This is a genomic window from Arthrobacter senegalensis (assembly GCF_059091765.1).
In genome coordinates this window covers 767,412-780,729 of record NZ_JBNHGZ010000002.1, presented here as the reverse complement: position 1 = coordinate 780,729, position 13,318 = coordinate 767,412, and the positions used below count along the sequence as shown (strand labels likewise).

The following is a 13,318-nucleotide window of genomic DNA, read 5'->3' as shown; positions in this document are numbered from 1 at the left end:
TGAAGGGGTCGGCCGCATCCGTGGCGCATGCGGCTGCCAGCCGCCCTGCCCACGCTTGATCAACGTGCCCGGCCGGGAGCTAGCGGCTCCGGCCCTCCTGGAAGCGCACAATGCGCTCGATGGCCGTGGCCACGGCGTCGGCACCGGCGGCAAAGGACAGCCGGACGGAGCGGGTGCCGTTGACGGCATCGAAGTCGGCGCCGGGGACCAGTGCCACGCCCTCTTCCTCCAGGAGCGCCCGGCAGTATTCGGCCGAATCGGCGAAGCCCTCCAGCTGCCGCCCGAGGTCGGCGTACAGGTAGAAGGCCCCGTCGGCCGGTGCCGCGCTCCCCCACTCGAGCCGGCTCAGGTTCTGCAGCAACAGGGCGCGCACCTCGGCGAACGCGGCCACCGCGGCCTCCGCCTCCCTGTAGGAGTCCGCCTCGAACGCCGCCAGTGCCGCCAGCTGGGCCGGGGCCGGCGGGCACAGCGCCACGTTTCCGGCGAGCGCATCGAAGGCCGGCGCGAGGTCGCGCGGCATCAGCGCCCAGCCCAGCCGCCACCCCGTCATCCCCCAGTACTTGGAGAAGGAAGAAATAACGACGGCGGTGCGGTCCAGTTCCCAGGCGCAGGTTCCGCGGGCATCCGGTTCCGCGGGATCGGCCGGATACGTGATGCCCTGGTAGATCTCGTCGCTGACCAGGCGGACCCCATGCTCGGCGCACCAGGCCGTGAGCGCGGCGAGCTCGCTCCGCGACACCATGGTGCCGGTGGGGTTGGCCGGCGACGCCAGCACGAGGCCGGCCAGCGGCCCATGGGCCGCCGCCGCTGCGGCCAGCAGTTCCGGCGTCGGCTGGTAGCGGGCTTCCGGACCGCAGTCGATCTCCACCACGTCGCAGCCGAGCGCTCGCAGAATGTTCCGGTAGGCCGGATAGCCCGGCCGCGCCAGCGCCACCCGGTCGCCCGCATTGAACGCGCTCAGGAACGCCAACATGAAGGCCCCGGATGACCCCGTGGTCACGGCCACTTCCTCCGCCGCCACGTCCAACCCGTACCAGCGCCGGTAGTGGCCCGCGATCGCTGCCCTCAGCTCCTGGATGCCAAGCGCGCTGGTGTAGGTCAGCGGCCGGCCGGAGGCGTGGATCTCGGCGGCCCGCTCGGACACTGCCCGCGGGGCGCCGCCCGCAGGTTCCCCCGCGCACAACGACACCACGTCCCGGCCGGCAGCGCGCATCTGCGCGACCCGGTCCAGGATGCTCATCACTTGGAACGGCGGCACATGGGAACGGCCGGCCACCTGCAGTTCGTTCACGATCCTCAGAATCAGCCGGCGGTACCGGCGGTCTTGGCGATGTAGACGTCGCAGGCGGCTTTGTGGGTCACGGAACTGGCCACGCTGCCGAGCACCCGGCCCAGCCCCTGCATGCCCACGTTGCCGACCACGATCAGGCGGGCGTTGACGCGTTCCGCCTCTGCCACCAGCGCGTCCTGGGGCTTGCCGAGCACCGCCGTGTAGCTGGTCCTCAGGCCCTCCGCGCCCAGTTCTGCCGCGACGTCCCTGGCTACCTTCTCGGCCCGCTCCGACTCGTGGATGAACCACTTGTCGTTGCCGATCTCCACGACTTCGGTCGCATCGGATTCGTGGGCGGTAACCACCCGGAGCTCGGCGCCCATCGACGCGGCGAGTTTAGCCGCGGTGCGCGCCGCCTTCATGGCGGTATCGCTGCCGTCTACTCCTACGATGATGATTCCGGCCATCGGGCCACCCCTTCGAGCACGTCGTCTGGCGGCCACGTGGGCCGTTTCACACCAACTTACCCGCCGCGTGGGCGATCCGCCGGGAGCCGCGGGTCGCCGTCGTCGTTATCAGTCCACGAACTCCGACTGGGTCTCGATGAACTCCCAATCTTCTTCCGGCAGCGTTGCTTCCTTCAGGTCCGGGCCGCCCGCCTCGTAGACCGCCGCCGCCGCATCTGCGTCCACGACGTCTGCCCTCAGGTTTTCCCGGAACCACTGCTTGTGGCCGGTTGGCAGCTTCAGCCACCACTGTTCAATCCGCAATTCCGCCATCTCGCGCCTCCTTGTATCTCGCCGCTACTACTTCCACCGTAGGTGTGTGGTTTCCCGCGGACAAGGGAGGCCTGCACGCGGGCGCCGCAGGCAGCGGCGACAACTACCTCTGCCGGTAGTTGTTGGCTCGTACCGGCCGGAGTGCCACAGTGGACCTCGTCCGCACTCCCGTTGCGCCGCGCCGGCCGCGGGCCCGTCTGGAAGGAACAGCCAATGGACCGCATGGTTTTCATCAACTTGCCCGTCAGCGACCTGAAGAAGGCCACGGACTTCTACACCGGTCTGAGTTATACGCTGAATCAGGACTTCTCCTCGCCGGATGCCTCGTCGGTGGTCATTTCCGACACAATCGTGGTGATGCTGCTGACCCAGGAGCATTTCGGCAAGTTCCTCCGGAACGGCACTCCGCATCTGGGCTCGGATGCCAAGGAAGTGCTGGTGGCCCTCAGCGCCGAGTCGCCCGAGGAGGTGGACCGGTTCGTGGCCAACGCGACGTCGGGCGGCGGGACCATCTACCGGCCGGCGGAAGAAGAGATGCCGGGCATGTACGGGGCCGCCATTGCGGACCCGGACGGACACGTCTGGGAGATCATGCACATGTCACCGGAGGCGATGCAGGCAGTCGCGGAGCAGAACGCCGCGGCGGGCAACGCCGACGGGGCGCAGTAGCTTCCGCGCGGCCCGGTTTCCCTGCCGGCCGGCCGCATCCCGAAAATGTCCTGGATCCATCCCCGGGCGCGGAGTGCCCGGGGGATGGCGGCTGGCTCCCGCTGCCGGCGCTCGGCTTTCTTGCCCGGCGAACCTATGGGTCGGCTCGAAGTTCTGGCACAGTGAAGAGAAGCAGCCGGCACCGGCAGCGGGCCGGCAGCCGATCGACGCGGAGGTCCGCCATGACAGCCTCAACAACGGGCACCACCCGCCCGACCGTCCTGTTCGTGGGCGTGCGGGATGCCGGCCGCTCACAGATGGCCGCCGCCTACCTCTCCCAGCTCGCCGAGGGCGGCATCGAGGCCCGGTCGGCCGGAACCCGGCCAAGGGGACGGCTGGACGCCGCCGTCGTCGAGGCCATGGCCGAAGAGGGCATCGACCTGTCCGCCGTGCGTCCCACGGCGGTCACCCACGAATCGGTCAACAAGGCGCAGATGGTGGTCACGTTGGGTTCCGGCGACGAATGCCCGGTGGTCCCCGGCCGGCGCTATGAAGACTGGGACGTGGACGACCCCGCAGGCCGGGACGCTGCCGGCGTGCGGGCGATCCGTGACGACATCAAGCACCGGGTCCAGCACTTGCTGTCAGAACTGCAGCCGGCCCTGCACCCGGACGCGCAGTAGAGCACGCACGGCAGAAGAGCCCGCACGGGGACGCCAGACTGGATGCCGGAGCCTGTCCGCGGCCGGGCTCACGTCCCCGGCGCCTCGGCAGGCGCCTCACTCGCCGCCTCCGCGTACGAGGCCGAGATCCGACGATAGACCGGGGTCAGGAAGGCCAGCAGGGCGGCCACGATCATGACGATCCCGGCCACGAGGAACACCAGGGCGATGCCGCGGGACGTGCCCTCGCCCAGGAGCGGTGCGAGGGTGGCGGCGCCGTCACCCGAGCGCGCGTACGGGATGATCCAGAGTTGCGCGATCGGTGCGATCAGGAACGCGGTGATCGGCGCAGCCGCGGATTCGAAGGCCATGGCGAATCCGAACACCCTGCCCTGCCGCTGCAGCGGAACCACCTGCTGGATGACCGTCTGCTCGGCGGCCTCCACGAAAGGCACCAGCGCCAGGTAGAGCCAGATCCCGGCAATGTACAGCCAGGCCCACTCGCGCAGCGTGAACACCGCGCCGAGGGCCCCCATCACGATCACCGCGACGAGCATGGTGCGCAGCGGATTACGCCCGAGCCCGAACTTGCCGATCACCGCGCCGCCCACGATGAATCCGGTGGAGCCGAGCGCGAGGTACGCACCCCACAGCTCCACGGGGAACAGTTCCAGCCCATAGGGATCCATGAGCGCCATGTAAACCCCGCCGATGAAATTGTTGAAGGTGGAGAACAGGATCAGCGCGAACAGTCCGGCGATGGCCAGCACGGCGGCGATGGAACCGCGCAGGTCGAAGCCGCCGCGTGCGTCCGTGGCGGCCGCGCGCACCTCCTCCGGCATGCGCAGGGTGAGCAGGTGCAGGAAGGCGAGCGCCGTGAGCACCAGGGCGACCGCGATCGTCCCGCCCATGCCGAGCAGGCCTACCGACAGCCCCGATAGCACCGACGTAACGATGAAGGCCAGGCCCTGCACCATGCCCACCAGCCCGTTGGCATTGGCCCGCCGCTCCGGGTCGACGAGGATCGTCACCGTGGTGGAGAGGGCAATGTTGCGCATGTTCTCCACCACCGCGCCGATCAGAATGATCAGGGAGAAGACCCAGAACCACGGCCGGGTGAGGTCCAGCAGCCAGGCCTGGGGGGTCAGCAGGAACATGGCCCCGGACAGAAGGAACATCGCCAAGGTGAATACGGCGGCGATGCGCATCACGGCCAGCTTGCGGTAGCGGTCCACGAACGTGCCGAAGCTGATGCTGGAAAGCGCAATCAGCAGCATGTATGCCCCGCCGATCACTCCGGTGGCGATGACGTTGCGCGTCTCCAGGTACACCCAGAACGTCAACGCGAACCACAGGTAGCTGGTGGTGATGTTGGCCAGGGCCGTATTCACCAGGATCCCCATGAACGTGCGGTACCGCTGTGCAGGGCTGCGCAGGGTCGTGTCGACTGCGGCTGGATCGACGAGGTTCGGTGCTTCGCCGTCCCCGATCGGCACCGAAGTACCGGCCGCCCCCGCGGTAAGACCCGCACCCTCCTGGTGAGCCGGGGCCCCGGCAGGTCCCGGTTCCTGCTCGGTCATGCGTTCCAGTGTACTGACCAGACCCAGGTACGGACACGGCAAAATTCGGCCCGTCCATCCCGGCTCCCGGCCCCGGCAGGTGGCGGGGTAACTACAGGTGCAGGTGACTAGCTGCAGGTGTAGGTGACGCCGTCCACGACGTGCGTGCCCGGTCCCAGCTCGCCACAGGCTTCCATGAGGTAACCGACGCCTGCCAGCGCGATGATGATGAACAGCATCAACAGCACCGTGCCCACGGCGCCGATGATGATGCCGGCGAGCGCAAAGCCGTTTTTGGCACCCGCGCGCTTGGACTGCACCATGCCGATGATGCTGACGATCAGCCCGGCCACCGTCAGCGGTCCGAGCAGGGACAGGATAAAGCCGACGATCCCCATGGTCCTGCCGGGAACGGGTTGCCCGGGACCGGGCTGTCCCGGGTACCCGTAAGGCTCGTTTGGTTGCTGGTATGCCTGGCCGGCGCCCTGTTGCGGGTAGGCGGGGTAGGCGTCCTGTTGCGGGTGGGCGGGGTAGGCGGGGTAGGCGCCCTGCGTGGACGGCGGCTGCTGGGAAGCCGCGGGCTCGGGATGCTCCCCGTGGCCAGTGGGAGTAGACATGTGGTTCCTCTCATCGGTGCGTAAACGATTTTTCGTCCCCACCGAACACCCTATGTCCGGCGGCCGCGGATCAGCCCCGGCCCACCAGCGTGTCGACCTGTTCCAGCAAGGCATCCATCTCGCCGTCGGCCAATTGGTATTGCTGCGCATCCGGCGAGAAGAAGGTTGCGCTGTAGTAGAGGCCGTCGCCGATCAGCTTCACGGCCTGCGCCAGCGGCCGGCTGCCAAGCGCCTGCTCCAAGGCATCCAGCCAGAGTTCCTGGATCCCGGCAAAGGTCCTCGCCGCGGACGGGTGGCCTTGCTGGACCAGGCGCGCCACGGCCACGATGGCCCGGTCCAGCGGCGAATCGACGAACCTGGACGTGCGCACGTAGTAGCGGGCCGCTCCTTCCGGGGCACTGATGATCTGCTCCGCGTCGGCGGCGGTCAGCGCGGAGAGCCGCTCGCACAGGGCGTCCACCATCGCCTCCTTGGACGGAAAGTGGTACAGCAGCCCGCCCTTCGACACCCCGGCCGCCGCCGCGACGGCGTCCATCGTGGCGGCTCGCTCGCCCTCTTTGATCAGGATGTCCTCGAAGTTGTCGAGGATCCGGTCTCTCGCACTGGCCATTCACCCATCCTAGGACTCCCCCCGCCCGAGGAGCTGCCACTTTGCAGGTAAACCGTCCAGACGGTACAGTAGATCCGACTTCCCCGATTCCGAAAGACCCACCATGCTTACCGTCACCCAGCGCGCCGGGCGCCGAGAATGGACCGCCCTGGCGGTCTTGATGCTTCCGGTCCTGCTGGTCGCCGTCGACAACACGGTGCTCAGCTTCGCGCTGCCCGCGATTTCCCTGGCGTTCAGCACCAGCGGCACCACCCTCCTGTGGATCATCGACATCTACCCCCTGGTACTTGCCGGCCTGCTGGTGGCCATGGGCAGCCTGGGCGACCGGTTTGGCAGGCGCCGGATGCTGATGATCGGCGCGGCCGGTTTCGCCGCACTGTCCGCGCTGGCCGCGTTCTCCCCCAGCGCCGAACTGCTGGTTGCCGCACGCGCCGGCCTGGGCATCTTCGGGGCCATGCTGATGCCGGCCACCCTGTCCCTGATCCGGAACATCTTCACGGACCGGGCGCAGCGGCGCCTGGCGATCGCCATCTGGGCCGCCGGCTTCTCCGCCGGCGCCGCCCTCGGCCCGCTGCTGGGCGGCCTGCTGCTGGAGCACTTCTGGTGGGGTTCGGTCTTTCTGCTCGCGGTCCCCATGCTGCTGCCCATGCTGGTGCTGACGCCGGCGTTCGTGCCCGAGTCGCGCGATCCCGAGCCCGGCCCTATCGATGCGGCCAGCATCCTGCTCTCCGTCGCCGCCCTGCTCCCCGTGGTATACGCCATCAAGCAGCTGGCCGGCGGCGGAAATCCCGCCGTTGCGGCAGCAACGTTCACCCTCGGCATCCTGGCCGGCTGGCTGTTCGTCCGCCGCCAGCTGGTCCGCGCGAACCCGATGCTGGATGTCCGGCTGTTCCGCCACCGCCCCTTCACCGGCGCCGTGCTGGTCAACCTGTTGGCCGTGTTCTCCCTGGTCGGCTTCCTGTACTTCGTCTCCCAGCATCTCCAGTTGGTCCTCGGACTCAGCCCGCTGCGGGCCGGCCTGGTACTGCTGCCCGGCCTGGCGGTCACCATCACGGCCGGCCTGCTCGCGGTGCCGCTGGTGCGCCGGATTGCCCCGCACCGGCTGGTGGCCTGCGCCCTGTTGCTGTCCGCGGCGGCCTACGCCCTGGTGGCGTCGTCCCCGGACGCCCCGGCGGCGACCCTGATGGCGGCCTTCGCGCTGCTCGGCGCCGGGGTCGGCGCCTCCGAGACGCTCTCGAACGACCTCATTTTGTCCAGCGTCCCCGCGGCCAAGGCCGGCGCCGCCTCCGCCGTGTCGGAGACGGCCTACGAAGTGGGCTCTGTCTTCGGGACCGCCGTGCTCGGCAGCATCCTGGTCGGTGCCTACCGACGGAACATCGCCCTGCCCGCCGGGCTGGACGCCGAACAGCAGCAAGCCGCCGGCGAGACCCTCGGCGGCGCCATCACCGTTGCCGGGCAGCTGCCCGAACGCACCGGGGCCGCCCTGTTAGACTCCGCGGTCCATGCTTTCGACAGCGGCGTGACCGTCACCGCCGGGCTGGCCGCGGTTCTCATGGTCGCGGCAGCCTGGCTCGCCTTCCGAACGCTGCGCGTCCCGCAGCACCAGTGACTCGGGGCGCAGCCGGCGCCCTTGCGTGATACCCCTAGGGGGTATAGATTGGTGGCATAGCCCACCGAATGAGGAAGCCATGAGCCACACAGCACTGCCTGCGGAAACCGAAACTGTCACCTCCCCCGCCGACGAGCACATCGGGCACGCCTACACGTCGGACAAGGAAGCGTACCTGCGCCGGCTCAAGCGCGTTGAGGGCCAGGTCCGCGGCATCGCGCGCATGGTGGAGGACGACAAGTACTGCATCGACATCCTGACCCAGGTCGCCGCCGTCAACAAGGCCCTGCACGCGGTGAGCGTTGGCCTGCTCGAAGACCACATCGGACACTGCGTCATCGGCGCCGCCAAGGAATCCGAACTCAGCGGCGACCCGCAAATCGTCGAGGACAAGGTCAAGGAAGCCTCGGACGCCATCGGCCGACTGCTGCGCTGACCTTCCCCGCGAACCCAACCCCAAGGAGACAGTCATGAGCACCACCACCATCAGCATCGACGGCATGACCTGCGGCCACTGCGTGGACGCCGTCACGGAAGAACTGCAGGCCCTCGACGGCGTCCGCGGCGTCAGCATCGAACTCAACAAGGGCGGAATCTCCACGGCGACGGTCAGTTCCGAGGCGGATCTTGACCCGGCCCAGATTGGCGAGGCCGTCGCCGAAGCCGGGTACACCGTCGTCGCGCAGAACGCCTAGCTCCAGATCGCTTCAGGCCAGACGGCCTTTGGCCAGTGCGACGACGGTGCCCTCCGGCCGCCGTCGGCCCCCCTTTTTTCGCGAACCAGCGGACGCGCTGCCCCCGCACCGTCCCACGCAGAATTGAGACAACCAACCGATGTCCTCCCATCCCGGCACCATGGATCCTGAAGCAAAACCGAACCCGACCAGAACCGTCGAACTGGCGATCGAGGGCATGACGTGCGCCTCCTGCGTGAACCGGGTGGAACGCAAGCTCGGCAAGATCGAAGGAGTCCAGGCAAGCGTCAATCTTCCGCTGGAGTCCGCCGTCGTGCTCGTCCCGGACGGCGTCACGAACCAGCAGCTGGTGGACACGGTGAAGGCCACCGGCTACAAGGCCCGGGTGAAGCCGCAGCCGCACTCCGCGCCCGCCCCACGGCACGGGGATACGGGGCACGGGTACGACCGGAACCACGACCGGAACCCGGAGGCGGACCACGGCACCGGCCCCGGCGGCCAGGACCACCACGACCACTCCGGGGGCGCCGGACAGGGTGACGACGGCGAGCACGCCGCCCACGCCGATCACGTGGAGGGTGAGGACCACATGGCCCACGGCGGCACAGCCGGCCAGCTGCGTCCGCGCCTCTGGACGGCCGCCGTCCTGACCTTGCCGATCTTCATCATTTCGATGATCCCCGGCGCGCAGTTCCCGCACTGGGGTTGGGTGGCCTTCGCGCTCAGCATCCCGGTGGTGTTCTGGGCGGCCTGGCCGTTCCACCGCGCCGCGGCGATCAACGCCCGGCATTTCGCCTCCACGATGGACACGCTGGTGTCCCTCGGCGTGCTGGCCGCCTTCTTCTTCTCCGCCTGGCAATTGGTCATAGATCCAATGCTGACCGAACACGTGGGCGGCAACATGTCCGAGCACGAACTGTACTTCGAGGTGGCCGTCGTCGTGGTCACCTTCCTGCTGCTGGGCCGCTATCTGGAAGCCAACGCCAAGCAGCGGGCCGGCGACGCCCTGAAGTCGCTGCTCAACCTGGGCGCGAAGGACGCTACGGTGCTGCGGGACGGCGCCGAGGTGAAGGTGGCGGCCGCCGACCTGGTCCCGGGCGACATCATGGTGGTCCGGCCGGGCGAAAAGATCCCCACCGACGGCTACGTGGTGGACGGGCACTCCGCCGTCGACACGTCGCTGCTCACCGGCGAATCCGTGCCGGTAGAAGTGGATGTGGACGACACGGTCACCGGTGCCACCATCAACACCTCCGGCCGGCTGCTGGTCCGCGCCACCCGGGTCGGCTCGGACACCACGCTGGCGCAAATGGGCCGCCTGGTCAGCCAGGCGCAGGCCGGCAAGGCCCCGATTGCCCGGCTGGCCGACCGGATCAGCTCCGTCTTTGTCCCGGTGGTGCTGGTCATCGCCGTCGTCACTTTCATCCTCTGGATGGTTTTCACCGGCGACCTGCAGGCGGCGTTCACCGCGGCAGTCACCGTGCTGGTGATCGCCTGCCCCTGTGCGCTCGGGCTCGCCACGCCTACCGCCCTGCTCACCGGCACCGGCCGGGCGTCGCAGCTGGGCATCCTGATCAAGGGGCCGCAGATCCTCGAGGACACCCGGCACGTGGACACCATCGTGCTGGACAAGACGGGCACCGTGACCACCGGGCGGCAGGCAGTGGAGGGCGTGCTGGCCCTGGCGGACCGCGGCGAAGACGAGGTCCTGCTGCTGGCCGGCGCGGTAGAGGCCGGCTCCGAACACCCGATCGCGCTGGCCATCGTTGAAGCGGCCCGCAAGGTCGCGGCCCGCACCGGCACGCCGTCCGGCGCGACAGCCGGCGCGACGGCCGGCGAGCATGCGCTGCCCGCCCTCTCCGACTTCCACAGCACGGCGGGCGGCGGCGTCCGCGGCACCATCACCGAACGCGACGGACGCGCGAGCACCGTCGTCGTCGGCCGCAACAACTGGATGGACGAGAACGGCATCGCCCTCACCGACACCCACCGCCGAACCCTGCTGGAGCAGCAGCAGGCCGGGTCCACGGCGGTCTGGGTCGCCGTCGACGGCACCATCGCCGGAATAGTCAGCCTGCAGGACACCGTGAAGGAGAACTCGGCGGCCGCCATCGCACGGTTCAAGAACCTGGGGCTGCACCCCATCCTGCTCACCGGCGACAACGCAGCGGTGGCCGCCGAGGTGGCCGCCGAGGTCGGCATCGCCCCCGGGGACGTCTTCGCCGACGTACTCCCCGAGGAGAAGGTGGCCGCGATCAAGCGGCTGCAGGACGAGGGCAAGACGGTGGCAATGGTGGGCGACGGCGTGAACGACGCCGCCGCGCTGGCCCAGGCCGACCTGGGCATCGCCATGGGCGCCGGCACCGACGTGGCGATCGAGGCCGCGGACCTGACCGTGATGGGCAGCGACCTCGGCCAGGTGGTGCAGTCCATCGAGCTCAGCCGCCGGACGCTCTCCACCATCAAGTCGAACCTGTTCTGGGCCTTCGCCTACAACACGCTCGGGATCCCGGTGGCCGCGCTCGGGCTGCTCAACCCGATGATCGCCGGGGCCGCGATGGCCGCCAGCTCGGTGCTGGTGGTAGCCAACTCCCTGCGCCTGCGCCGCTTCGGACGGTAGCGGGCGGGGGGGGCGACAGCCCGCCGGGCGGCACAGCAGCCTCCCGGCGGACCCGCCTCCCCGCGGGCCGCCTCCCGGCGCCGGGCCTAGACGGCGGCCCCGTAGCGGACGGCGGCGCGGGCACGGGCCTTCACGGCTTCTTCCTCACGGTTCTTCGGCGGCGCCGCGGTCACCAGGTCGTCGAGCAGGTGGGCGGTGATGTGTGCGATCTCGTGCACCGCCCGGTTGAAAGCTTCCTCGTTCGCCTTCGACGGCTTGTTGCTGCCGCTGACCTTGCGCACGTACTGTAAGGCGGCAGCCTCGATTTCGGCGTTCGTGGCGGCGGGCTCGAAGTTGTGGAGCTGGCGGATATTCCGGCACATGTCGGGCCTCCGGTTCGGATCGTGGATGCTGGCTGGTTCCAGTTTGCTCCCCCGCCGCGGCATCGCACCACCCCGGCAGGGCACCGCCTCCGACTTCCTCGACCACTGGCCCGCCACCCTCGGAAGGAGCACAGTATGTGGTGAGGGAGTCCCACTCGACCGGGGCAACCCGAGCTGGACAGGAGACCATCATGAAAACAGCAGTCCTCGGAACCGGCAGGGTAGGCCAAACCATCGCGGCCCGCCTGGCCGAGCTCGGCCACGCCGTCACGATCGGAACCCGCGATCCCGAAGCCACGCTGTCCAGGACCGAGACAGATGCCATGGGCACCCCGCCCTTCACCGTCTGGGCGGCCGACAACCCCGGCATCGGAGTCACCCGCTTCGCCGACGCCGCAGCCGGGGCCGAGCTGATCATTAACGCCACCAACGGCAGCGCCTCCCTGGACGTGCTGACCCAGGCCGGGGCCGAGAACCTCGACGGCAAAGTCGTGCTCGACATCGCCAACCCCTTGGACCCCAGCACCGGGATGCCCCCGACCCTCTTCGTCAAGGACACTGATTCCCTCGGCGAACAGATTCAGCGCGCCTTCCCGGCCGCGCGCGTCGTGAAGTCCCTCAACACGCTCACCGCCGACCTCCAGGCCCGCCCCGGGCTGCTCTCCGACCCCGGAACGGTCTTCGTGTCCGGCAACGACGCCGACGCCAAGATCACGGTCACCGAGCTCCTGAAGGCCTTCGGACATCAGGACGTGATCGACCTCGGCGACATCACTACCGCCCGCGGTGCCGAAATGCTCCTGCCCGCCTGGCTCCGCCTCTGGGGCGCGCTCGGCACGCCCCGCTTTAACTTCAAGATCGTCCGCCAGCCCGCTGGAGATACTTCCGGTTCACCGCCGGTTTAGGGCCGCGCAGCTCGTCCGCCCGGACCAGCACCACGCCCGCCACGATCAGGGCGCCGCCGACCAACTGGATGGCCGCGGGCAGCTCGCCCAGCAGCAGCCAGGCCCAGATGACGGCGAAGAGCACCTCGGTCAGCGAGACGAAGGAAGCCACCTTGGTACCGAGCGCCCGGGCGGCCATGATGCCGGTGACATAGGACAGCACCGTGGACAGCAGCACCAGTCCGACCAGCGGCACCCACCACTGGGTCTGCCAACCGGCCAGCTCGACGCCGGCCGTGCTGAAGGACATCGGCAGGATCTGCACCGCGCCCAGGACGACGATGGCCACACCGCCCACCAGCAGGCCGCCGGCGGCCAGCACCAGCGGCGGCAGCGAGTCGTTTTGCTTGGCAGTGATGAAGAAGTAGACCACCAGGCAGACGGCGGCACCCAGCCCCCACAGTACGCCGGCAACGTCCAGCTTGACCGGCCCAAAGACGTCGAGGACGAGCATGAGGCCGGCCACCGCCAGCACGGTACCGGCGATGGTCGCGGGCCGCGGCAGCCGGCGGCTGGTCAGCCAGAGCCACAGCACAATCAGCACGGGCGCCAGGAACTCGAGCAGCAGCGCCACCCCCACTGAGAGGCTGGCAACGGCATTGAAGTAGAAAAGCTGGCAGCCGGCCACGCCGATTAGCCCGAACAGCCCGATGGTCTTCCAGTTTTGCCGCAGTTGGTCCCACCGGCCGCGCAGCATGAACGCGGCGGGCAGGGACAGCACCAGCGCCGCGGCCACCATGCGCACCGCCACCGCCGAGCCCGGCGTCCAGCCGGCCTCAAGAAGCGACTTGGCGAAGGGTCCCGAGAGTCCGAAGATCGCCGAAGAGGCCAGGGCGATGCCGACGCCGGCCACGGCGGAGCCGGGGCGCGGCGGGGCTGTCTGGGTACGCTGTTCGGCGGCGGTGGAGGCCATGACGGATCCTTGGGGAAGTGCGGGTTCGCT

15 protein-coding genes are annotated in these 13,318 nt (G+C 69.2%); 7 read left to right on the top strand and 8 right to left on the bottom strand.

From position 1 onward, the window contains the following. Window positions 1-79: 79 nt before the first annotated feature. From AC5RVG_RS09040 to AC5RVG_RS09030, 3 genes are all read right to left on the bottom strand, one after another. Window positions 80-1,240 carry an aminotransferase class I/II-fold pyridoxal phosphate-dependent enzyme gene (locus tag AC5RVG_RS09040; RefSeq protein WP_494013778.1) on the bottom strand — a complete coding sequence of 387 codons (1,161 nt, stop codon included), beginning with the start codon at window positions 1,238-1,240 and terminating at the stop codon, window positions 80-82. A gap of 62 nt (window positions 1,241-1,302) precedes the next feature. Next, entirely contained in the window at window positions 1,303-1,737 is a 435-nt protein-coding gene (locus AC5RVG_RS09035) for a universal stress protein (protein WP_494001074.1), read from the bottom strand. Window positions 1,738-1,845: 108 nt separating this feature from the next. After that, a complete protein-coding gene (locus tag AC5RVG_RS09030) occupies window positions 1,846-2,049 on the bottom strand; it encodes a hypothetical protein (RefSeq protein ID WP_494001075.1) in 204 nt (67 codons plus the stop codon). 213 nt (window positions 2,050-2,262) lie between these two features. Here AC5RVG_RS09030 and AC5RVG_RS09025 point away from each other — a divergent pair, with 213 nt between their 5' ends. Both AC5RVG_RS09025 and AC5RVG_RS09020 read left to right on the top strand, forming a co-directional pair. After that, window positions 2,263-2,718 (top strand): VOC family protein, encoded by a 456-nt coding sequence (locus tag AC5RVG_RS09025; protein WP_494013574.1) that lies wholly within the window; start codon window positions 2,263-2,265, stop codon window positions 2,716-2,718. A 221-nt stretch (window positions 2,719-2,939) separates the two neighbouring features. Beyond that, window positions 2,940-3,380, top strand: coding sequence for an arsenate-mycothiol transferase ArsC (locus AC5RVG_RS09020; RefSeq protein ID WP_494001077.1), 441 nt, complete (start codon window positions 2,940-2,942; stop codon window positions 3,378-3,380). Between the two features lie 68 nt (window positions 3,381-3,448). Here the strand turns inward: AC5RVG_RS09020 and AC5RVG_RS09015 are convergent, their stop codons facing one another. The 3 genes from AC5RVG_RS09015 to AC5RVG_RS09005 form a co-directional block, all read right to left on the bottom strand. Further along, window positions 3,449-4,762, bottom strand: a complete 1,314-nt coding sequence (locus tag AC5RVG_RS09015; protein ID WP_494013777.1) for an MFS transporter — start codon at window positions 4,760-4,762, stop codon at window positions 3,449-3,451. 284 nt (window positions 4,763-5,046) lie between these two features. Further along, window positions 5,047-5,535 (bottom strand): DUF4190 domain-containing protein, encoded by a 489-nt coding sequence (locus AC5RVG_RS09010; RefSeq protein ID WP_494001079.1) that lies wholly within the window; start codon window positions 5,533-5,535, stop codon window positions 5,047-5,049. Between the two features lie 70 nt (window positions 5,536-5,605). Next, window positions 5,606-6,145 (bottom strand): TetR/AcrR family transcriptional regulator, encoded by a 540-nt coding sequence (locus tag AC5RVG_RS09005; protein WP_494001080.1) that lies wholly within the window; start codon window positions 6,143-6,145, stop codon window positions 5,606-5,608. A gap of 103 nt (window positions 6,146-6,248) precedes the next feature. Here AC5RVG_RS09005 and AC5RVG_RS09000 point away from each other — a divergent pair, with 103 nt between their 5' ends. The 4 genes from AC5RVG_RS09000 to AC5RVG_RS08985 all read left to right on the top strand — a co-directional run bounded on the left by AC5RVG_RS09000 (window position 6,249) and on the right by AC5RVG_RS08985 (window position 11,069). Then, complete coding sequence (locus tag AC5RVG_RS09000) at window positions 6,249-7,754, top strand: MFS transporter (RefSeq protein WP_494013573.1); 1,506 nt, start codon at window positions 6,249-6,251, stop codon at window positions 7,752-7,754. A 79-nt stretch (window positions 7,755-7,833) separates the two neighbouring features. Then, window positions 7,834-8,190, top strand: a complete 357-nt coding sequence (locus tag AC5RVG_RS08995; RefSeq protein ID WP_494013572.1) for a metal-sensitive transcriptional regulator — start codon at window positions 7,834-7,836, stop codon at window positions 8,188-8,190. A gap of 34 nt (window positions 8,191-8,224) precedes the next feature. Beyond that, complete coding sequence (locus AC5RVG_RS08990; RefSeq protein WP_494001083.1) at window positions 8,225-8,449, top strand: heavy-metal-associated domain-containing protein; 225 nt, start codon at window positions 8,225-8,227, stop codon at window positions 8,447-8,449. Between the two features lie 160 nt (window positions 8,450-8,609). Further along, entirely contained in the window at window positions 8,610-11,069 is a 2,460-nt protein-coding gene (locus AC5RVG_RS08985) for a heavy metal translocating P-type ATPase (protein WP_494013571.1), read from the top strand. 86 nt (window positions 11,070-11,155) lie between these two features. On the opposite strand, the gene AC5RVG_RS08980 is transcribed toward AC5RVG_RS08985, so the two are convergent. After that, complete coding sequence (locus tag AC5RVG_RS08980; protein WP_494013570.1) at window positions 11,156-11,431, bottom strand: DUF2277 domain-containing protein; 276 nt, start codon at window positions 11,429-11,431, stop codon at window positions 11,156-11,158. Window positions 11,432-11,622: 191 nt separating this feature from the next. Here AC5RVG_RS08980 and AC5RVG_RS08975 point away from each other — a divergent pair, with 191 nt between their 5' ends. Further along, entirely contained in the window at window positions 11,623-12,336 is a 714-nt protein-coding gene (locus AC5RVG_RS08975; RefSeq protein ID WP_494013569.1) for an NADPH-dependent F420 reductase, read from the top strand. Here AC5RVG_RS08975 and AC5RVG_RS08970 read toward each other — a convergent pair. After that, window positions 12,284-13,288 carry an EamA family transporter gene (locus AC5RVG_RS08970; RefSeq protein ID WP_494013568.1) on the bottom strand — a complete coding sequence of 335 codons (1,005 nt, stop codon included), beginning with the start codon at window positions 13,286-13,288 and terminating at the stop codon, window positions 12,284-12,286. The genes AC5RVG_RS08975 and AC5RVG_RS08970 overlap by 53 nt on opposite strands. Window positions 13,289-13,318: the final 30 nt, after the last annotated feature.